At 40.1% G+C, this 22,039-nt stretch carries 13 protein-coding genes; 10 read left to right on the top strand and 3 right to left on the bottom strand.

What is annotated here, in order from left to right; translation table 11 throughout:
• Window positions 1-415: 415 nt before the first annotated feature.
• On the top strand, window positions 416-5,209 hold the full coding sequence (locus tag NC799_RS16505; protein WP_272447545.1) for an alpha amylase N-terminal ig-like domain-containing protein: 4,794 nt from the start codon (window positions 416-418) through the stop codon (window positions 5,207-5,209).
• Between the two features lie 146 nt (window positions 5,210-5,355).
• Entirely contained in the window at window positions 5,356-5,535 is a 180-nt protein-coding gene (locus NC799_RS16500) for a hypothetical protein (RefSeq protein WP_272447544.1), read from the top strand.
• A 216-nt stretch (window positions 5,536-5,751) separates the two neighbouring features.
• Here the strand turns inward: NC799_RS16500 and NC799_RS16495 are convergent, their stop codons facing one another.
• Window positions 5,752-6,051, bottom strand: coding sequence for a hypothetical protein (locus NC799_RS16495; protein ID WP_272447543.1), 300 nt, complete (start codon window positions 6,049-6,051; stop codon window positions 5,752-5,754).
• Window positions 6,052-6,279: 228 nt separating this feature from the next.
• Between NC799_RS16495 and NC799_RS16490 the strand changes: the two genes are divergently transcribed.
• The 4 genes from NC799_RS16490 to NC799_RS16475 all read left to right on the top strand — a co-directional run bounded on the left by NC799_RS16490 (window position 6,280) and on the right by NC799_RS16475 (window position 14,396).
• Window positions 6,280-7,761, top strand: a complete 1,482-nt coding sequence (locus NC799_RS16490) for a TIGR02677 family protein (RefSeq protein ID WP_272447542.1) — start codon at window positions 6,280-6,282, stop codon at window positions 7,759-7,761.
• Window positions 7,761-8,927 (top strand): TIGR02678 family protein, encoded by a 1,167-nt coding sequence (locus NC799_RS16485; protein WP_272447541.1) that lies wholly within the window; start codon window positions 7,761-7,763, stop codon window positions 8,925-8,927. The genes NC799_RS16490 and NC799_RS16485 overlap by 1 nt, the downstream gene beginning before the upstream one ends.
• A complete protein-coding gene (locus NC799_RS16480; protein ID WP_272447540.1) occupies window positions 8,917-13,047 on the top strand; it encodes a TIGR02680 family protein in 4,131 nt (1,376 codons plus the stop codon). The genes NC799_RS16485 and NC799_RS16480 overlap by 11 nt, the downstream gene beginning before the upstream one ends.
• A gap of 74 nt (window positions 13,048-13,121) precedes the next feature.
• Window positions 13,122-14,396, top strand: a complete 1,275-nt coding sequence (locus NC799_RS16475; protein WP_272447538.1) for a TIGR02679 family protein — start codon at window positions 13,122-13,124, stop codon at window positions 14,394-14,396.
• A 731-nt stretch (window positions 14,397-15,127) separates the two neighbouring features.
• Here NC799_RS16475 and NC799_RS16470 read toward each other — a convergent pair.
• Window positions 15,128-15,568 carry a S1 domain-containing RNA-binding protein gene (locus tag NC799_RS16470; RefSeq protein ID WP_272447537.1) on the bottom strand — a complete coding sequence of 147 codons (441 nt, stop codon included), beginning with the start codon at window positions 15,566-15,568 and terminating at the stop codon, window positions 15,128-15,130.
• Between the two features lie 259 nt (window positions 15,569-15,827).
• On the opposite strand from NC799_RS16470, the gene NC799_RS16465 reads away from it, so the two are divergent.
• Window positions 15,828-15,950 (top strand): YjcZ family sporulation protein, encoded by a 123-nt coding sequence (locus NC799_RS16465; RefSeq protein ID WP_272447536.1) that lies wholly within the window; start codon window positions 15,828-15,830, stop codon window positions 15,948-15,950.
• A gap of 328 nt (window positions 15,951-16,278) precedes the next feature.
• Window positions 16,279-17,508 carry a Bcr/CflA family multidrug efflux MFS transporter gene (locus NC799_RS16460; protein WP_272447535.1) on the top strand — a complete coding sequence of 410 codons (1,230 nt, stop codon included), beginning with the start codon at window positions 16,279-16,281 and terminating at the stop codon, window positions 17,506-17,508.
• A 338-nt stretch (window positions 17,509-17,846) separates the two neighbouring features.
• Here the strand turns inward: NC799_RS16460 and NC799_RS16455 are convergent, their stop codons facing one another.
• Window positions 17,847-18,968 (bottom strand): NADH-dependent flavin oxidoreductase, encoded by a 1,122-nt coding sequence (locus NC799_RS16455; RefSeq protein ID WP_272447534.1) that lies wholly within the window; start codon window positions 18,966-18,968, stop codon window positions 17,847-17,849.
• Between the two features lie 198 nt (window positions 18,969-19,166).
• On the opposite strand from NC799_RS16455, the gene argH reads away from it, so the two are divergent.
• Both argH and NC799_RS16445 read left to right on the top strand, forming a co-directional pair.
• Complete coding sequence (argH, locus tag NC799_RS16450; RefSeq protein ID WP_272447533.1) at window positions 19,167-20,615, top strand: argininosuccinate lyase; 1,449 nt, start codon at window positions 19,167-19,169, stop codon at window positions 20,613-20,615.
• An 83-nt stretch (window positions 20,616-20,698) separates the two neighbouring features.
• Window positions 20,699-22,036, top strand: coding sequence for an extracellular solute-binding protein (locus NC799_RS16445; protein WP_272447532.1), 1,338 nt, complete (start codon window positions 20,699-20,701; stop codon window positions 22,034-22,036).
• The last annotated feature ends 3 nt before the right edge of the window (window positions 22,037-22,039 follow it).

The raw sequence follows: 22,039 nt of genomic DNA, 5'->3' as shown, positions 1-22,039 counted from the left end.
TTTTCAAGTTAATCATCGCTCCAGTCTCCCCACTAGAAATCAATTAATTTATTTCTACTGGGCTATTATAACCTACTGGGGGAGTTTTCAATGACTTTTGTGGCCCACTTTTAGATTACTATATACACTAATCAAGACTGCGCTAAAAATTTCGTCCTTTCAAGCTAGTTTATTATATGTATTAATTAGTAAGATAATCTTGATAAACTATTTAAAATATGCAAGAATAATAGCAAGCTTTGTGAAAACGTTTGTACAAACGTGAGATCTGCCAGGTATGAATAGATTCTAAGTTGGTAATCAACTTTTTAAAAGAAGGGAGGCTGTTTATTGCACACATTTATGCAAACGATTGCACGACTTTGTGCATAACACAAAAGCTTATTCGTGATTTAATTGGGAGGAGGAATAAAGTATGAAACAGAAACGAATGAAAAATATCGCTATTGTGCTCGTCTTTTCATTACTTATCCAATTGGTGATAGGCGTCAGTCCGGCTATCGAAGTGAATGCAGTCGACAGAACAGTTACATTAGTAGGGGATTTACAAACAGAACTTGGTGCCCAAAGCGACTGGGACCCTGCAGCTTCAGCAACGGAAATGACTGCGATTGGCAATGATTTTTATCAGATTTCCGGAGAACTACCAGCAGGTTCTTATGAATACAAAGTGGCCATTAACAACAGCTGGGATGAAAATTATGGGGAAGGAGGGAATAATGGAGCGAACATCAACCTAACGCTTGCCGAACCGACAACGGTCACTTTTTACTATCATGATGGAATGAAAGCGATTGCCGATTCAACCTGGTACGATGCGATTCCGAATGAAAAGCAGCCGAGAATAGCTGGCGATATTCAACCAGCCATTGAAGCGGGAGAGGAATGGAGTCCTTCCACTTCAACAGCTTTATTAATCGACGATGATTTTGATAACGTATACACCTACCAAACGAATGTACCAAAAGGGAATTATGAATATAAAGTAATCTTGGGTGACAGTTGGGGTGAAGAATATCCCGAGGTAAATGCAGCATTAACTGTAGTGGATGACACGGAGATTACCTTTGCTTATGACAATGAAACAAAAGCGGTGACAACTGATTACCAACCAGGAGAAACAGATGGACAAATCAATCAGGATAAACTTTATCACGATACGCAAGATAACACGTACCGCTCTCCGTTTGGCGCGATATCAGTTGGAACAAACGTTACCCTGCGCCTGAAAACGGCTGGGAGTGATTTAACAAAGGCAAATCTATATGTGAAAAATCAAAATTCAGGTTCATCACAAGTAATTGCCATGAATAAAGCAGCTACAGTCGATGGCAATGATTATTGGGAGGCAACCTTTACTCCGGAATTAAAAGGGGTATATGGTTATAAGTTTGTTGTTGAGGATCAAACGACAACAGCGGAGTATGGGGAAGATTCTGTACAAGGTGGAACAGGGAAGGCTGCCGATGCCAATGCAGACCTTTTTCAGTTGACAGTATTCGACCCAGGCTATCAAACACCTGATTGGATGAAAGAGTCTGTAGTCTATCAAATATTCCCAGACCGTTTCTTTAATGGGGATCCAGGCAATGATACAGCCAAAGCAACAGCTCGTGGCTCTGAGCTGATTGAGAACCGTGATTGGAACGAGCTCCCCGATAATCCAGACTTGGCAGGTTCTGCTAACTATGATGGGGATGGCATTTGGAGCAATGATTTTTTTGGCGGAGATATCGAGGGGATTCAACAGAAACTTGATTACCTCCAGTCGCTTGGCGTAAACACGCTTTATTTAAACCCAATCTCAGAAGCAGCATCCAACCATAAATACGATGCTAGTAATTGGAAAGAAATTGATCCCATGTTTGGCACGCCAGAAGAATTTACAGCCTTTACGGATGAATTAGAAGAACGTGGTATGCATTTAATTATGGATGGTGTGTTTAACCATGTCGGGGATGATTCGATTTATTTCGATCGGTATGGAAAATATCAAACAGTCGGTGCTTATGAGTATTGGTCAAGAATCTATGACCTTACCAATGAGCAAGGGTTAACGGAAGAAGAAGCAAAAATGAAGGCCCGCTCTCAACTCGAAGCAGAGGGACAAGTTTTCGATGATGAGTATGGCTATTATAACTGGTTTAACATCAAAAATGAGAAGGTAGATGAAGGCAAATCAACAGAGCATTACGCTTACCAAGGCTGGTGGGACTATGACTCACTACCAGAAATTAAAAGTGTCCCTGGTTCTGCGGTAGACTATGATAGTGAACTGAACAATGAACAATTTGCCGATTATATTATGTACGATGACGATTCTGTTGCGAAATCATGGCTAGAAGATGGGGGATCAGGCTGGCGTTTAGACGTGGCTAATGAAGTCGATTCTGAATTTTGGCGTGAATTCCGCAGCGAACTAAAGAATGATAGCTTTGCTGGTACAGGAGCAACCTTGCAAGAAGGTGAGAAGCCACTTATTCTCGGAGAAATTTGGGACGATGCCTCAAAGTACTTTTTAGGTGACCAGTATGATTCAGTCATGAACTATCGTTTCCGCGGAGCTGTGCTTGACTTTTTGAAAAATGGAAATGCCGTAAATGTTGACCAACAACTACTAGCGGTGCAAGAAGATTACCCACAGGAAGCCTTTTATTCATTAATGAATTTAATGGGTTCACATGATACAGCACGGGCTGTTTACATTCTTGGTGGGGGAAATGATGCTAAGGAACGAGCTGAGCTAGATTCGACTTATAATTATCAGCTTGGAGTTCAAAGGCTGAAACTGGCTTCAATCATTCAGATGGGATATCCAGGTGCGCCGACTATTTATTATGGCGATGAGGCAGGTGTAATCGGTTCCAGTGATCCAGATAATCGCCGCACCTATCCGTGGGGACAGGAGGATCAAGACCTTGTTAATCACTATCAAACAATCGGTCAAATACGTCAGGACAATGCTGATTTGTTTGCTTATGGTGACTTGAACACGGTTTATGCCAACGAGGATGTTTACGCGTTTGCTCGTACAACTGAGAATCAAGCAGGACTTGTTGCGATTAATCGGGGAAATGAGGATGTTACAGTTGAACTTGACGTTCGTAATCTAGTGAAAAATGGAATTACACTCACCGATCAGCTTGATAAAAGCTATCAGATCGAGACCTTGGACGGAAAGACGACCCTTACAATCCCAGCCATGTCTGGTCGCATGTTAGTAAGCGATCGGGATCAGGATCTACGTTTTCCAGAGAAAGTAACAGACTTACAAGTGGAATCAGCACAAGAAGAGGTAAGGCTTGCGTGGTCAGGTAATGACAATAGTAGTGAATATAAGGTTTACCAATCTTCACTTCAAGGTGCCTTATATGAAGAAATAGGAACTACGACTGAGAAAAGCTTTACTGTTGAAGGACTTATAAATGGGGAAGCATACTATTTTGCAGTCGTTGCTGTTGATGCGAATGGCAACCAATCCGAGCAAGCCCAAACTGTAGAGGCAGCTGTGCCCCACTACAGTTGGATGGAAAATAGCTATTGGCTCGGTAGTCTCACCACTCTAGATAATGACACCTTAAATCTAGCTAATTCTTATCCGATTATTGCGCAAGTATGGATAGATGGGGCAACGGATTCTGGCTTAGCAACAGGGCTAACAGGTCAACTTCAAGTGAAAAAGGATTATGATCTTGGATGGACTTCCTATGATGCTTCCTATACGAATCAAGGTGGAGAATACGGTACGAACAATGTGTTTGAGAGTAGCTTCCAACCGCTTGAACTAGGAAGATACACGTATCGGTTTGCTTTTACGACCAATCGGGGTCTGACTTGGAAATACACCAATGAGAAACAAGTCACTTTTACTCAAAACGAGGAAGATACAGAAGCTCCAGCTAAAAGCATAGCCCTTGAACAGCCAATCGTAGAGTCAGGTCAAGTTAACTTGTCTTGGAATTTAGTAGAACCGGTAGCTGGCGATGCTTATTTAACGGTTATTGAGCGTGATGGTGAAATTATTCAACAAATCAAGGATGCCGAGGTCACTAGTTTTAAAGATACAGCTGTACAAAATGGAACCACTTATCAATATCAAGTGAAGGCTTTTGACCAAGCAGGCAATGTCGTAGCATCGAACTCGATTGAGATTAAGCCAGATATTGTCATGGTCGAAGTAACATTTAAAGTACATGCACCGGAAACAACATCACTTGATACAGCGATAACGATTCCAGGAAGTGAAAATGGTTGGAGCACAGGCGCTTGGGAGATGTCGCGTAATGGAGCTGTCACAACGGATTGGCAATTTACAAAGGAATTCCAAGAAGGAACGCAACTCACATACAAGTATGTGAAAAACGGTTCCTGGGATGAGGAAGGATTAGCTGACCATACGCCAAACGATAAGTCGGATGATGATGTCAGTTTTTACGGATATGGGGCGATAGGTACTGAAATGCAGGTAACCGTAACCAACGAAGGAAATAACCAAATGGTAATTGACGATGAGATTATACGGTGGTTAGATGAGCCACTCGTCATAACTGAACCAAGCAACAATTCGACCATTGCATCCGACGTAGTCACACTGAAAGGGAATGCGATTAAGGATAGTATTGTCACGATTAATGGGGAGCGAGTCACCCTAAATGACGATATGACCTTTGCCCAAGAGGTGGACTTAACTAATGGTGAAAATCAAATCAATGTTCGAGTTGAGCCTTCAGAAGAAGTGATAGAAACAATTTATCAAAATAGTGAAACAGCTATAGCAAAAAATACAAAAGACATAACAGTCACGCTATACTCAACGTTTACGACACTAAAGGATAACGCCATGAGCATAAGTGAAAAGCCAATTGTCCCAAGCGCGAAGTCGAAACCAAAGCAGAAAAAAGTGGCGGTTAATTTAGATAACGAAACCGTGAAGGAAACGATTGGGCAAGCTAAATCTTTAGGAGGCTTGGTCATACCTGTTAAGGGTGCAAGTAAAGATGATGCAGTTGAACTAAATATTCATCAGCAAATTCTTGATCTCCTTAAAAAAGCGAACAAAGATACCGTGCTTCGAGTTCGGGCTGCAGACGGTTATGTAGACTTTGCTGTCAACGAATTTGAATTAGGAAGCCGGAAAGATAAAAGTAACTTAACACTAACACGAGAAAACGTAACAGTGAACGTGAAAGGAAACATCCGCAAAAAGTAGTTGCAAGGTTAATGTGCATAATAATTGATAGAACTGTGGATAACAGGGGTGAAACTCGAGTTATCCACAGTTTTTGCTACAAGAAAAGATAGAAAAAAACTAAAAATTACCTAGTGCAGGGCGCCTACCCGGGGATTAATAGGTAGATGGTCGCACAAAGCAACAAAATAGTACAAGAAAACCATGAGTTGGTACAAGAAAATAGCAAGATGATTAAAGTGCTAACTGGGGAGGCTAAACGTGATCGTGATGTTAATGAAGTGAGGCATAAAGAATTGCTGAAAAAAATAATAAATATTGCATATGACATTGATCTTTGCAATTAAGTATCCAGGCATGATATGGAAATCCACAAAATACGTGCAAATCAGTATAGGTGACAGTTAATAGAAAGACATTAATTTGCTTACATTCATAACAAATAAAACTGTCCAACGACCAAGGATGACGGTTACTTTTTACTATGGAAACACTATTATCCAAGATGGTAGACACACTGTTATTAGGCAATTAAACAAATTTGGGGCATAAAGCGAGTGGGCTTAATCATGTTGTTCGGGAAAGATTCGAAGCTTTTTTTCATGCTGAGCTGATTTACTAGATAAGAAATCAACCGTTTCCTGGGTTTCTGATAAATCAACTCTTATTCCAGAAAGTTTTTTTTCCATACGGTCAAATCGTTTATCCATTTGCTTAAACCGTTCATCCATTTGTTCGAATCTCCTATCTACTTGTTCAAACCGCTCATCCATTTGTTTTTTCATTTCATCAAATTTAGCATTGACATGTTCACCATGAAGTTTAAGTGCCTCGAGGATTTGGTTTAATCCTGTATTTTCCATTTTTTATCACTCCCTTTTATATCTATTATAACTTATTCTAGTATTTAATCAAAACACATAGATTTAAATTTCATCAGGCAAATGTTGGAATAACTACTGAAATTTAGACCATTGATCGAAGCGCAAGAACCGTCCCCGTGCTTCCATAATTTACTTCTGGATTACGTTAGACTAAATTTGGTGTAAAATATAAAATGAAGGAAAGTTGATAAAAGTTGGTGAGGGGAAATGTTTAAGCGTGTAAAAGAGGCGACGTATTTGACTGCGGAAAAGGCTTGGTGCTACCGGACGATTTTACGTTATTTTTATCTGCAACATGAACGGATGAGAGAATTTCTTTTTCCAGAAGAAATCTATCAATATCTGAAACAATTCGATGAGTTTAAAGATTATCAAGAGGAAGCGTTGCATATTGATTTGGATTCCCTTGTAAAATGGGGAAATTTGATTGCTAGGCAGGAGTTAGGGAAATCGAGAACGGTAGAAGAATTTAAGAAGAAGCGATTTCGGTATCAGTGTACCCCGTATACGGTTGACTTTGAACGAATGCTAATTAATTTGGAGCAACTAGGAGACTCGTTCGGTGGGTCGCTTGAACGTACACAATTTGAGCGGTTATATCAATCGCTCCGAAAAATAGAAGCAGTCGCACATGGGAAGCAAACGGAAACAAACGAAGAATGTGCCCAAGTGTGGGATGATGTGCTGATGTATTTCCGGCAAATTACACAAAATACGTCTGATTACATTGCTTATATTAGTAGTGAAGAAGTGGAAGAACGGATGCAAACCGAGGCATTTCTCGTCTATAAGGACCAGTTTACGACCTATTTGCGTGACTTTATTATTGCGTTACAAAGTACATCGTTGCAAATCCAAGCAATCTTAACGGGGATTACAAACAACGAGTTAAGCAAGTTTTTCCAACAAGTAAAACAACATCAAGAGCAGGTGTTTCGCTTTGAAGAGGAAACCGAATCAAGCACAAACCCAGCCGAAGAATATCTGGAAAAATGGACAAGCTTAAAGGCATGGTTTCTTGGTAATGAGCATGGTGAAAGTGAATATGAAATGCTTCAACAGCGCACGAATGAGTCCATTCGAAGGATTACGCGTGTTGTGCAACGACTTGGGGAAAGACATCAACAATTTCGCAGTAGAAAGCAGGATTACCTTCACCTAGCCAAATGGTTCGGTGCAATGGAATCTATTGACGAGGCGCATGAATTATCATCTGTTGTCTTTGGTGTATTCCATACGAGACACTTTTTTATCGATGATATTCCTACCGAGGATATTTACGCAGATGTATGGGATGAAAAGCCGATGGTACATGAAACGAAGCCAGTTGTAAGGAATTATCGGGAAAAGACAAAAGCTGGTGCGGTGAAAAGTAATGAAGAGAAAAAGCAGGAAATGAAACGCATTCATTTAGAACAAAAGGTGAGAGAGAAGAAGTTAATCGAACAATACATTCAAGGTAACGAGATCAAAGTCGAGGATTTACCTGTCGTTGAAACGCATGTTAGGAAAATGTTGTTATCATGGATTGGTAAAGCAATGGCACGTAAAGATCGGACAATTAAAACTGAACTCGGGAAAAGAGTCCATGTCGTTCTTTCCGATGAACGCGTTTCTCTCCATGCTGAGGATGGTGTGTTGGAGATGCCAAACGCAATTTTTGAGTTCATCGATGAGGAGGTTGGGTAATGGAACAAACAGCTTTTGATGAAAAAACACAAGAAGCGCTAAGTATTCTATTTGAACAATTTTGGGTGTTGCGTGCTGATGAACCACAAACTTATCAAATGATTCGCGAACGGGAGAAAAGCTTGAAACGCTATTTATCTGAAAAATTCGGCTTTGATTTAATCGTCCATCAACATTTCATTAAGCTTGAGAAAATTCCAGTTGATCCCAAGGCATGGATGGGGATACAGGACTTTACCTCCTCGCAAGATTATGCGATTTTCTGTTGTGGGTTAGCTTTTTGTGAAAGGCGTACGGTTGATGAGCAGTTTTTGTTGTCAGATATAACAGAGGATATTCAAGATATGTATCCTGGTGACTTTCCGTTAGATTGGACGAATTATCAGCATCGTAAGTCGTTGGTACGGGCACTTATGAAGATGGTTGATTTGCGGATTATTAAAGCGGTAGATGGAGATATTGAACTATTCGCAGCAAATGAGGAGCAGGAAGTATTATATGAAGTTACTGTTTATGCTCGTTACTTTATGCGGTCGTATCCGGATGATTTGGTTCGTTATGATACGACAAGAGCAATTCTTGATAGTGAGTGGCAACGACATCAAGCAGATACGAGAAGGAAACGCGTGTACCGTAAGCTCATGTTCTCACCTGTCGTCTACCGTGAGAGTGAGGATGACCCGGATTTTGCCTACATCCGTAATTACCGGAATAGACTCCACGATGATTTGGAGGAAAATACACCGTTCCAGCTAGAAGTGTTCAAAAATGCAGCTTTCCTAGTGTTACCTGAAAAGAAGCAAAGGTACACATTATTTCCGGATCAAAAATCGATCATGAGCATTGCCTTGCATTTTCAAAGCTACGTACGAGAGCATGTGGACGAGTTCGCTATTAATCCACTCGGAGAAATTCGCTTAACAAAGCAAGAGTTTTCGCAAATCATCGAAATGGTAAGAAACGATTATAGCAGTGGTTGGAGCAAAAAGTATCGTGACATGACTTACAGTGCGGTGGCAGAGGAATTGTTACACTTTTATAAGGGATGGGAAATGATTACAGTCGAGGTGGAAACGGGGATGCTCATTTTGAAACCAGCGATTACTCGGATGATTGGTCATTACCCGAAAGATTTTAAGGTGGAGGTGACAGATAATGGACAATAAATGGCAAATGAACCGAGCGGGTTTACTAAATTTTTGGTATTACGATGAAGAGGTTTTTGAATTTGCTGATGGTAAATTATTGTTGCGAGGAAGTAATGGTTCAGGAAAGTCGGTAACGATGCAGAGCTTTTTACCAGTTTTGTTAGATGGGAAAAAATCGCCTGATCGCTTAGATCCTTTTGGTTCGAAGGCGCGGAAAATGGAAGATTATTTATTAGGTGAGAAAGAAGTTGTTGATCGGGATGAGCGGACTGGTTATTTGTTTTTAGAATTTAAAAAGGCTGACAATGAGCAGTATATGACGATTGGTATTGGCCTTCAGGCAAAGCGGAACAAGCCGATGAAATTCTGGGGCTTTGTTGTTACAGATAATCGGCGGATTGGCTATGATTTTGACTTATATAAGTATGAAAATAATGCTGGGGAAAAACAAAAGATTCCACGTTCGCGGATTGAACTGGAAAATGTGATTGGTGATGGTGGACAGGTTGTTCAAACGCAAAACGAATATATGAAGCTAGTAAATAAGTATGTGTTCGGGTTTGAAACAATGGAAGCTTATGAGGATTTGATTAAGCTATTGATCCAACTCAGAAGTCCGAAGCTATCGAAAGATTTCCGGCCGACAGTTATCTATGAAATATTAGAAGCTGCACTTCCACCGTTATCCGATGAGGACCTTCGTCATTTGTCAGACACGATCGAACAAATGGACCAAACCAAACAACAAATTGAGCAGTTAGAGCGGGAAGTTACCGCGATCAGAAGCCTAAATCACGTATATTCGACGTATAATCAGCGTGTCTTAGCCGATCAGGCAAGAGAATTTTTGAGTGCAAGTAAACGGGTGGAAAAAGAACAGCAAATCTATGACCAATTAGTAAACGAAAATCAAAATTTAGAAAACGAGATTACCCAATTAACGGAACAAATTAACGACTTAACGATTGAGCAGGAAACGTACCAAAAACAAAAGGAACGATTATCGTCACATAAGGTGTGGAATTTGGAAAAAGAAAGAAGCCAAGAGCAGGAGAAGTTTGAGCAAGTATCACGTGACTTGTCGCGAAAAAATGAGCAATTAGGACAACGACAACAAAAAGAACGACAATTGCTTGATCAAAAAAACTTACTTGAAGGCTCAGTTACTGACAGAAGGCATGCGATCGACGATATGATATTGGATATGGAAAATGACGCAGAGGAGGCATCGTTTGGCCAAACCCATCAACTGAACCGCCAAGATTTTGAGCGGAGTGCTCAGGATACCTTTGATTTTTCCGTATGGCAAAAGGAAACAAATAGCCATTTAAACGATCTTGAAGCAATCGAAGTCGAAATGCGACAGTATGAATCATTGAAGGATAAATACCAAGAAAAAGATAAAGAATTGGCCGCAGAAACAAAACAACTAGATGATGTCACGTATCAAGAACAAGAGTGGTCAAAGCTGTTTGAAGAGGATAAAGCGAAGAAGCTTGATGAAATATACAACTGGTTAAGTGATACACCGTGGTTAAAGGTGAGTGAGGATGCGATTCAGGAAGCGTCAAGAGCAATTGGTTTTCTTTATGAACCGAATTCATTTGAACAGGTGAAGCAGCCATTTCGACAGGCTGTGTTTGCGTTTGAGCAACAGAAGCGTCAAACGTTATCACAGTTGGAATTTGATCGGAATCAAGTGATAGCCCAAATTGAGGAAAAGCAGCAAGACTTACAAGAGTGGAAGATGAAAAAGGACCCAGAACCAGATATTCATCCAGAGACGAAACTAGCAAGAAAGCAGTTAACAGACAACGGTGTAGCCTATGTCCCATTTTATGCAGCTGTCGAGTTTCAAGACCATGTCGAACTTGATGTTCAAAAACGGATAGAGGCAGCTGTTCTTGATAGTGGGATGTTAGACGCGTTGATTACCGAGGAGAATGTTGCAATTATGCATGACCGCGTGTTCACTCCAGCGCCGAATATGATGGCTTTTACGTTAGCGGATTATTTGCAACCAGACGTCGACGACTCTAGTCTCATTTCAGCTACTGCGGTCGATGATGTGTTAAGAAGTATCATGATCGGAGAAGATGAGGAATCTAGTTTTTCAATTAGTGAAACAGGAAACTATTCCATCGGCCTAATGAAGGGACATGCTGTTCCTGTTGATAATGTTCGCTATATCGGAAGAACGGCAAGAAAGAGATTTAGAGAAGAACAAATTCAATTGCTTCAAGCAGAAATTGAAAGTTTACAAGGCGACAAAAAAGTAATTACCGATGAGATTGACACAGTCCATGATGCGATAACTGAGGCAAATAGAAGGTTCAGTCAGTTTCCGAATGATACCGATCTACAGGAGAGCTTTCATCATATTAAACAAGCTCGTTTCCAAATCGAACAGCATAAAAGCAGGCTGCAAACCTTGACTGCTCAGTTAAAGGAGATTCATCGGCAATATTCAGAAATCAAAGCATCGATGGACGAGAAAACAAGAACATTTAATATTGAAAGAAAACTACCTGCCTACCAAGCAGCCATTGTCGTTATGAAAAGATATGACAAAGATTTATCCGATTTAGAAAAGCAACATATTAAATATGTCCATAATATTACACGCCTTGATGATGTCACTCGCCAATTAGAAGAATTGATGGAGGGGATGGATGAGTTAAAAGGTGAAATCAATGTAGCAACAGATCGTATCAAAGCCATTCAGCAGAATTTGGAGCAAATTGAATTGCAATTAGAGCAACAAGGTGTTGCTGATATCCGGAAACAAATTGAAGAGGTTCAAACAAAGTTAAAGTTTTTAGAAGCAAACTTAACTGATAAAGTAACAACGAAACCGCGGAAAGAAACGGAACTATCGCATGTTGCTGAAAAGGTAGTAGCTAAGCAAGTGGAAGTGGATTTTTGGATAAATATGATGGATGCATGGGGACAGTCGTTTGAGAAAGAGCTTGCGCGCAGGTTCGTCGATGTAGAGAAAGAAGAACTTACAAGCACAGCTCAGGAAGTTGTTAAGCAATACGGAGATATTTTAAAAGAAAAAGACGGTAGTAAATTACTCGGTCAGCTTACCCAGGAATTTTATAAGCAACAAACGGATTTGATGGAATATCGCATGAATGAATTTAGTGTCTCTGTTGATGTACCGGATTGGATGAATAATGGTGTAGGCGAAGAGGAACTTCCACATGTTGAAAAGTGGAAGGGAAAAGCGACCCGTCGTTTGATTGAATTGGATTACCAAGGCAAACAGGTTAGTCCTTATACAGTCCAGCAACAGTTGGAGCTCGACCAAGCTAGGCAGGAAAGTCTATTAGATGAACAAGATAAAGCATTATATGAAGAAATTTTATTTCATTCGGTTGGTCAAAAACTTCGAGCTCGGATAAGACGAGCCGAGCAATGGGTTAACGAAATGAAGCATTTAATGGAAACGCGAGACACTTCATCCGGCTTATCTTTTTCCATTAGGTGGAAGCCAAGAACAGCTGATACAGAGTCAGAGCTTGACACGGTCGACTTAGTGCAGCTTCTAAGGCAGGATGCTAAACTGTTAAAGGAAGAAGATTTAGAGAAAATTACGATGCACTTTCGGTCTAAAATAGCGAAAGCAAAAGACTTGATAGGAAGCGCGAGTGAAACGCAAACCTTGTTGCAAGTGTTAAAAGAGGTACTAGACTATCGTAAGTGGTTTTCATTTGTCTTGTATTTCAGGCGCGAAGGGGAATCAAGACGTGAGCTAACAAACAATCAATTTTATAAATTTAGTGGCGGGGAAAAAGCGATGGCGATGTATATTCCATTGTTCACGGCATGCTATTCCCGCTACAAAGAAGCCGAAGCACATGCTCCGTATATTATTTCATTGGATGAGGCCTTTGCTGGTGTCGATGAAAACAATATTCGCGAGATGTTTGAGATTGTTGAGCAATTAGGCTTTAATTATATGATGAATTCCCAGGTGCTTTGGGGTGATTATGATACGATTAGTAGTCTGTCCATTTGTGAGTTAGTTCGGCCGAAAAATGCTGACTTTGTCAGTGTGATCAAATACTACTGGGACGGGGAAAAATTAGCATTTGAAACACCAATCGAACAAGAAGATGAAACGTTAATCTGATGGCAGCGAATCAGGAAATTGTAAAAATAGTAGTTATATCAACAAGATAATTTAGTCACTGGATAGGTGATAGAATGATAAACGAAGCGTTAACGTATTTTAAAGGCGATGCAGGCTATCTTCACCTTTTTACTCTATTTAAAAAGAAGTATGAATCGATTGGCAGAATTGGTGGAACCGTTAAATTAGCAGGTTTTTCTGACGATGAGTTAGCCTCTGTCGCATCCTTTTTTGGGCTTACCCCATTGGAATTAAAGGAGAAGGGGAAAGTATCGTTAGAGCAGTTTGATGTCCAGTTGCAGCGGACTAAGTTTGAGGGGATTGGGCTACATCAGTTATTAGAAGCATATTTTAATGCACCTTTAATTTCTAAAAAAGAAGCAAAACAAAGGAAAGAGCAACAAATGGGGACGTTTTTGGTCAAGCTCGAAAATGACGTAACTGCCCTTCGATTTTGGTTTCGTTATTTACGTCAGAAAAGTGCGGATACGTATTGGATTTATCGATATATTGAGGAGGACCCTGCCGGATTCGAAGCGGCTGTTCATTGTCTAAGTAAAGCTTTTAATCACTTGCCGGTAACGTATGAACGGTTACCAATGTTAAGTCAACGAATTACCCGAAATCCACACGCGTTTGATTTAAATACGATCTTAGGCAGATTGTTAGTTCACCTATTATCGGTTCATCGGGCGGGGGATGAGAAAGTGGTCGTTCCCACTGACAGTGAAGGAACGAATGATTTACTACTAACTTATCGAATCATGAGGGATGACATTACCAATTATGTAACTGGTGCGAACCTAATTGCTGAAACAGACCGAGGTGTTCATTCGATGTGGGGTGAAGCGGCAAAATCCCATAGCGTGATGAATATTCCCTTAAGAGAAATAGTTACTTTGAAGCGTGTTTATCCTTTTAGTGGACAGAAGGTGTGGATTGTTGAAAATTCTGGAGTGTACTCTAGCCTATTAGATGAGTTACCCCATGTGCCATTACTATGTACACACGGTCAGTTCAAATTGGCTGCTTTATTGTTAATGGATTTACTTGTGCAAGAAGGTTGTGAGTTACATTATGCAGGTGATTTAGACCCAGAAGGTGTAGGGATGGCTGCACGGTTGCTCGAGCGTTATCCAAACCATGTTCATTTGTGGAAAATGAGTGTGAAAGATTACGAGGCGTCAGTTTCAGAGATGGTGCTTTCTAGTGAGCGATTGTCGAAGCTTGATTCTATCGGGACAAACGAGTTGTCTGCCGTGATTGCAACAATGAAACATAACAGAAAGGCAGCCTATCAGGAAGCGCTCGTGACGGAGATGCTTGACGAGTTAAAATGTCAACTCTAACCCGAGAATTCTAGGTCCTATCTTGTTGAAGTTGAAGTATCATGCCAAGCATAACTGATGAATTACTCCAAGTTTGAGACCGAATTTAAAATTAAGGTTGAATTCGGACAGAGGAGTTGTAAAATGGGGTGAACAGAGTCCGAATCAAGCATCAATTCGGACAGAGAAGTTGTAAAATGGGGTGAACAGAGTCCGAATCAAGCCTCAATTCGGACAGAGAAAGCTAAAATCAAGCGAACAGAGTCCGAATCAAGCCTCAATTCGGACAGATAAAGCTAAAATCAAGCGAACAGAGTCCGAATCAAGCCCCAATTCGGACAGAGAAAGCTAAAATCAAGCGAACAGAGTCCGAATCCAGCCTCAATTCGGACAGAGAAAGCTAAAATCAAGCGAACAGAGTCCGAATCAAGCCCCAATTCGGACAGAGAAAGCTAAAATCACGCGAACGGAGTCCGAATCAAGCCTCAATTCGGACAGAGAAAGCTAAAATCAAGCGAACAGAGTCCGAATCAAGCCCCAATTCGGACAGAGAAAGCTAAAATCAAGCGAACAGAGTCCGAATCAAGCCTCAATTCGGACAGATAAAGCTAAAATCAAGCGAACTCCAACCCAAGTTGGAGAATATCTGACTTGCGCTTTTGTTATTAAAACAAAGGGAACAGAGCTCTTATGGAAGATGTCCATTAATGAGTTCTGTTCCCTGTTTTTCGTATGTTATATCGTGTAAACAGCTATCCGCGTCTACCGCCTCTGCCGCCTCTTTTTGATTCAGTGCTGCGTTTTAGTTGTGAAAGGTTTTCTTCACTGTTCTTTAGAAACTTAGCCATTTTATCTTCAAATGATTCCTTTGGCTTGAAATTTCCTTTTTTACGGAAATCTTTGTTATCTCTACCCTGACGCGGTTGGCGTTTGAACTCTGAATTGGTTTGACCCTGTGGCTTTTCTACCGTTTGCTTAATTGACAAGGAAGTCTTACCGTCCTTGACACTAATCACTTTCACTTCCACTTCATCACCGACGCTTAGGTGGTCATTCACATCTTTGACATAACTATCAGCCACTTCACTAATATGAATAAGGCCCGTTGATCCTCCAGGTAGTTCTACAAATGCACCAAAATTTGTAATGCCGGTTACTTTACCTTTTAATTTACTTCCTACTTCAACTGACAAAAAATTTCCCCCTCAATTATTTTAAGGCCAATTAATTATAACGAATTTAATCTAATTTATCAATTCATCACGGATAATTAGGTTATTTTATCATAGAAGGAACGATGAACAAGACATTTGTCTAATTGTGGCACCTGAAACCTTCTTATCATTAACAAAAAATTAATAAAACTAATAGTTGCAAAATCTAGGTAGTTGTCCGTAACAAAACGATATGAATTACATATTGTACTATTAGGTTAATTAAGGAGGTGTTATCATGGGCGCAGGTTACGGTGGATTCGGCGCTGCAGGCCATGGTGGAGGATTCATCCTATTAGTTGTATTGTTCATTTTACTAATCTTTATCTATCCGTCATTCGGTGGCGGTTATGGCTATTAAGAATACGTTCCATCCTTTTGTTGAACTTTGCATTCAATAGGTACAGTCCTCATGTTTGATAAACCAAAGTAAATAATTCATTGTTGAGCAAGGTACCAGGAACTACCTGTGGGCAAATGTCCATAGATAGGCCCTGGTACCTTTTTGTAAAGATTATTATCGTTTTATCATAAAATTAGTGAAAAATCTTCGCTAAAGTTATACACTGTTAAAGGTAAACAATATTAGTTATATTTTCGTTCAACCTCTAATAAATTTATTTAAGCTAATTAGCTAGTCTCCAATTCTTAGTTGATCACAAATTATATGTTGAAAGGTGTTAGATATTTTGGATACATTGACAAAAACAAAACGGTTACAGCTCGCTTTTCTATTGGGATCACTTTCTTTATTAGGTCCGTTCACAATTGATATGTACTTACCTTCATTTCCAACAATTGTAGAAGACTTTGGTACAAATGCTTCTTTAGTGCAAATAAGTTTGACTACTACCTTGTTAGGACTAGGCATAGGGCAGTTAATTATCGGCCCAATGAGTGATGTGCAAGGTCGCCGTAAACCATTAATTATTTTTCTTAGCTTATATTTACTATCCTCGTTAATTTGTGCGATTGCACCTAATATCTATACATTAATTGTTGCACGTTTCATCCAAGGCTTTGCTGCTGCTGGTGGACTTGTTATTTCAAGAGCAGTCGTTCGTGATGTCTACAGTGGACGGGAATTAACGAAGTTTTTTGCAACGTTGATGTTAATTGGAAATCTTGGACCGATCGTTGCGCCGATAGTAGGCGGTGCTATTCTTACCTTTTCCAATTGGAAAGTAGTATTCCTTGTCTTGGCTACTGTAAGTTTGATTTTAACGCTAACAGTAGCGTGGAAGCTTGAGGAAACTTTACCAACGGAAAAAAGAATACCAAGTGATTTCAAAAAAGTAGTCGGAAATTTTGGTTCGTTATTAAAGGACCGTGAATTTTCAGGCTATGCTTTTACACAAGGATTTACGATTGCCGGAATTTTTGCCTATGTATCCGGTATTCCATTTGTTTATCAAAATATTTATGGTGTCTCACCGCAGACTTTTAGTTTCTTATTTGGCATAAATGGTGTTGGGTTAATCATCGGTACACAAGTTGTTGGTCGTGTATCAATCGTTTCTGAGAAGACATTTTTAAAGATAGGGCTAGCGATTTCTAATTCTGCTGCGGTATTATTATTGACCGCACTTCTGTTAAAAGCACCATTAGTAGCTGTTGCGATTCCTATTTTCTTTCTAGTTGCTTCGATTAGTATCATTGCAACATCTTCTTTTTCTATGGCTATCGAAACAAAAGGACATATTGCTGGTAGTGCATCAGCCTTATTAGGGGTCTTACCATTTGTGCTCGGATCTTTAGCAGCACCACTTGCGGGAATTGCGGGGGAGGACACAGCTATTCCAATGGGGATTGTTATCTTCTCAGCGAGCCTATTAGCCTTCTTATCTTATTTTATGTTAGTCCGGAAAGCGCCAATCAAAGTGGACGATACGCAACAACCAATTAAAAGTAGCGTATAAAGCGACCAGGTACTACTTCATGGACAATTGTCCGCGAAGTAGTACCTGGTTTTTTAACAATATATACAGGATCTACCAAGGCGCTTCCGCTTTTCTATTGTCTAGCTTCAGCGCCTACCCCTTCGAGTCGTAAGACAATCCTCTACATGGCAAAGACCGCCATTACGTGGCTTGTCTTACGCTTTTCAGGGGTGAGCAAGGCGCTTCCGCTTTTCTATTGTCTAGCTTCAGCGCCTAGCCCCTCGAGGTCTTAAGCAGAAAATCTTTGTCAAAGAGCGACACATAGATTTTCTGCTTAAGCTTGTCGGGGTCTACCAAGGCGCTTCCGCTTTTCTTCATTAAACGCCTGGGAACCATCCTGGTGTGTTAATAATAGCATTCCACAATGGATCAGGAATGACGAGTTGTTCCTGGTTGTTTTTGTTGATCGTTGTGACAATTGTATCTTCTTTACCTTCTGTTACTTTTTGTACCCAATCAGGATCAATGATGAGCTCTCTTCCTAATGCTAATAATGGAACACCTGTGTTGAATGCGCTGTTTGCATCTTCCGCTGTATAAATAGACCCTACTCCAATAAGTGGTACACGACCATTAATCGTTTCAAGTAAGTAGTCAATGCGTGTCTTATCCAAATCTTCCACACCTCTTCTAGGCGTAGAATGGAAGTCTTGAAGCGATACGTGCAAATAGTCTACCCCCTGATCTGAAAGTTTATCTACGAAAGCCAAGGTCTGATCCATCGTAATTCCAGGTGTTTCCGGTTCTTCTGGTGAAAAACGGTACCCAACGATGAACGACTCTTTGGCATATTTTTCTATAACATTTTTTACTTTTTCCACGATGGCTAACGGAAATGTCATCCGTTTTTCCAAGCTACCCCCAAAACGGTCTTCTCTACGGTTGGAATGCGGTGAGAAAAATTGTTGAATTAGGTAGGTATTTGCTCCATGAATTTCTACCCCGTCATAGCCTGCTTCAATTGCACGACGAGTTGCTTCACCAAAGGCTTCGATCATATCGTCGACCTCTTTTTCCGATAGGGCTCTTGGAATAGGTTTGTCGTCGCCTTCTGCAGGAATTGCACTTGCGCTAACGACGTCGCCATCGACTAAATCAGGTGGACACATCCGACCGCCATGGAAAATTTGCAGAATCGCTTTCGCACCTTGCTTTTTAATCGCTGTAGCTAACTGAGTTAAACTAGGAATGAAGTCATCACTATAGGCAGCAAATTCACCAGGAAACCCTTGGCCATTTCGAGTAACATTAGTACAGGCAGTAACAACCATACTCACCCCAGCTGAACGGCGTGCGTAATAGTTTACCTCTGCATCCGTCACCGTTCCATCCGGATTAGACGAAAAGTTCGTCATCGGTGCCATAACCATTCGATTTTTAAGTTCCACTCCATTGGGAAGTGTATAGGAAGATAACAGTTGCTGATTATCTTTAGTCATTATTCTTTTCCTCCTAAAAAAAAGTCTAAAAGTAATCATAATCAAAACGAACAATCATGTAAAACTTTTTGCTCAATAAATTGTTTGTGTTAAGTTATTGTTCATGAAGTTTCTTATCAGGACATAATCTTATATAAAGGGTATAATTGGAATAAAGTGAATAAATCTGTTGTTTTGTAAAGAGAAAGGATGAGTTTGTTGGTTCGATCTGATACTTACATCAAAACTATTTTGCAGCCTACTTATGATTTTACGAATGAATTTTATTTTCCGTATATTGTCGAGGTAAACATTGCCCATATTATTATGTTAACAGAGCAAAATCTTTTAAAAGTCGAAGAAGCAGTCCCCATTGTTGACTATTTACAGAAATTACATACAAAACCAACCTTCAAGCAAGCATATAATTCGCAATATGAAGATTTATTTTTTATGATAGAAGCAGAATTAGAAGAAAAATTTGGTAAAAAAATTGTAGGCGATATCCATATTGCATTCAGCCGAAATGATATGGATGCGACGATGTTTCGTATGTGTTGGCGAAAGCAAGTCAATACAGTAATGAAAAGGATTACACGCTTGCAATCTGTCATTCTAGCTTTAGTAGAAAAACATAAAGATACAGTTATGCCTGCCTATACCCACAATCAACAAGCCCAACCAACAACCCTTGCCCACTACTTACTAGCAATAAATGCACATCTTGCCCGTGATATACAACGAGGACGAGATTTGTATCAAAAAATAAACTTATCACCAATGGGTGCAGCTGCATTAGGTACAACCGGTTTTCCAATTGACCGGGGTAGAATGGCAGAACTGCTAGGATTTAACGGGATAATTGAAAATTCCTATGATGCAATAGCTGCAAATGATTACATGCTAGAGGCAGCAAGTTTTTTATCTATTTCGCTGTCGACTTTGTCTCGAGTTGTCTATGATCTTTTATTTTTAGCAACGAATGAGACAAATGGGATTCTTTTAGATGAACAACATGTTCAAACATCGAGTATTATGCCGCAAAAACGAAATCCGTCAGCATTAGAACATTGTCGGGCACAAATTAGTCGCGCGATTGGTGGGCTACAGGGCATTACTTATATGTCTCATAGTGTTCCATTTGGTGACATCGTTGACATTGGCGATGACATTCAACCAATCTTGGCTGAAGGGTTTGAAAATAGTGTTACAATTTATGATTTACTAACGGAGATCATAGCATGTATGCAGGTCAATAAAGAAATTCTTTATGAGCGGTGTGCTAATGGTTTTTCTACGGTTACAGAGCTAGCTGATCTATTAGTTCGTAATTATCAATTACCATTTCGAACTGCCCATCAGGTTGTCTCAAGCTTTGTCACACAGTTAACGAAAGAGAAGCAAACATTAGCAGATGGAAATGCTGCTATGGTAAATCAAGTAGCTAAAAAACTAAATGTACCCTTAAACCTTACTGACGAGGACTTTAAACTGGCGATTGATCCAAACCAGTTTGTCCAGGTTCGGTCCGTAACAGGTGGGCCGAGTAAAAGTGAGGTAAGTAGGCAACATCAGAAGGCATGCAAGTCAGTTAACGAGGTACATCGCTTTATCAACCAAGTGGATAAACAGCTACAGCGTTATCCTGAAAAATTAAAGTTACATTAAATGGAAAGCAATTTGCCTGTTACTAGGTATTTTTCCATGTATCTCATGGGTTAATATACATAAATCTTTAAGGGGGAAAAGGCATGAAAAAGTGGATGGTAACGATTGTTTTCGTATTGTTTGCTTTTCTAGCTGCGTGTTCAGGCGGCGGGGAAGAGACAGCAGGCTCGGGTGATTCATCTGAGGGAGATAATGCAGAAAGTACAGCAGGTTCGGAAGGCTCAGAGAATGACGTGGTTGAAATTGAATATTGGCAATATAATTACGATTCAAAGGTTCAATTGATGGATGAACTGATTAAAGAATTTGAAGAGCAAAATCCAAACATTAAAGTAACGCAAACAAATTTTCCATATGAGCAATACAACGAAAAAGTTGCAACACTAGTTCCAGCCGGTCGTGGACCAGATGTGATAAATCTGTATTATGGTTGGGTTCCAAAGTATGTCGATTCTGGCTTCTTGCAGCCGCTACCACAAGACCCGTTTTCACCGGAATTTATTGAGGAGGAATTTTTCCCATTAGTTAATGCAACAAAGCTTGACGGGGAGTATTGGACAATTCCTACTGCAGTTAGAACGTTAGCGTTGTTCTATAATAAAGATTTATTTGAAAAAGCAGGCTTGGATGCCCCACCAAAAACATGGGATGAGCTGGTGAGCTATGCTAAACAGTTAACAGAACGTGATGAAAATGGCCAATTAGTTACTGAAGGTATGGCCTTTGAGCCTGGTGGTCAGTTACACAACTGGTTCCGCGATGCCCTTGTATATCAAGCTGGTGGTCAAGGCGTTAGTGAAGACCGTAAAGAAATTCTTTGGGATGAAACAGATGCTGGTCTTGAGGCATTCCGCTTTATGATGGAGCTTGCAACAAAGCATAAAGTCGGTGAGCAAAACTTCTATAATGACGACGTGACTGCATTTAAAACAGGTAATGCAGCAATGAATATTGATGGCTCGTTCCGATTAGGTACACTTGCAAATGACGCACCAGATTTAAATTATGGAACAGCACCATTACCGTCTTATAAGGAAGAAGCAACACAAGCATCGTTTTGGACAAATGGGATTGTAGCCGGTGTTGAAGGCAAAAAGCTAGAAGCTGCAACGAAATTTTTGGAATTTTTAACGAGTAAAGAAGTAATGGAACGTTGGATTGAAGAAATCGGGGAATTACCGGCTAAACAAGATGTTGCATTACAGGATAAATATTTAAATGATGAACTAAAAGGACCTTTCATTAAGCAGCTTCCAGTAGCAAATGCGCATTTCTTTGTTGATGAAAAAGAAGAGAGAGAATTAGTTACTAATGCTGCTGATAAAGTATTACTAGAACAAGCGACGATTGAAGAAGCCTATCAAGAGCTAGTTGATAAAACACAACAACTCTTCGATGAATATTGGGAAAATCGTGAATAATTA

It is taken from the genome of Aquibacillus salsiterrae (assembly GCF_028416595.1).
Classification (GTDB): Bacteria; Bacillota; Bacilli; order Bacillales; family Amphibacillaceae; genus Aquibacillus_A; species Aquibacillus_A salsiterrae.
Note: the sequence above shows the minus strand (reverse complement) of the source record. Positions and strands in the feature narration are given on the sequence as shown.

Coding starts and splice junctions, on each gene's coding strand:
- NC799_RS16505 (WP_272447545.1), top strand. CDS start 416: ATGAAACAGAAACGAATGAAAAATATCGCTATTGTGCTCGTCTTTTCA.
- NC799_RS16500 (WP_272447544.1), top strand. CDS start 5,356: ATGGTCGCACAAAGCAACAAAATAGTACAAGAAAACCATGAGTTGGTA.
- NC799_RS16495 (WP_272447543.1), bottom strand. CDS start 6,051: ATGGAAAATACAGGATTAAACCAAATCCTCGAGGCACTTAAACTTCAT.
- NC799_RS16490 (WP_272447542.1), top strand. CDS start 6,280: ATGTTTAAGCGTGTAAAAGAGGCGACGTATTTGACTGCGGAAAAGGCT.
- NC799_RS16485 (WP_272447541.1), top strand. CDS start 7,761: ATGGAACAAACAGCTTTTGATGAAAAAACACAAGAAGCGCTAAGTATT.
- NC799_RS16480 (WP_272447540.1), top strand. CDS start 8,917: ATGGACAATAAATGGCAAATGAACCGAGCGGGTTTACTAAATTTTTGG.
- NC799_RS16475 (WP_272447538.1), top strand. CDS start 13,122: ATGATAAACGAAGCGTTAACGTATTTTAAAGGCGATGCAGGCTATCTT.
- NC799_RS16465 (WP_272447536.1), top strand. CDS start 15,828: ATGGGCGCAGGTTACGGTGGATTCGGCGCTGCAGGCCATGGTGGAGGA.
- NC799_RS16455 (WP_272447534.1), bottom strand. CDS start 18,968: ATGACTAAAGATAATCAGCAACTGTTATCTTCCTATACACTTCCCAAT.
- NC799_RS16445 (WP_272447532.1), top strand. CDS start 20,699: ATGAAAAAGTGGATGGTAACGATTGTTTTCGTATTGTTTGCTTTTCTA.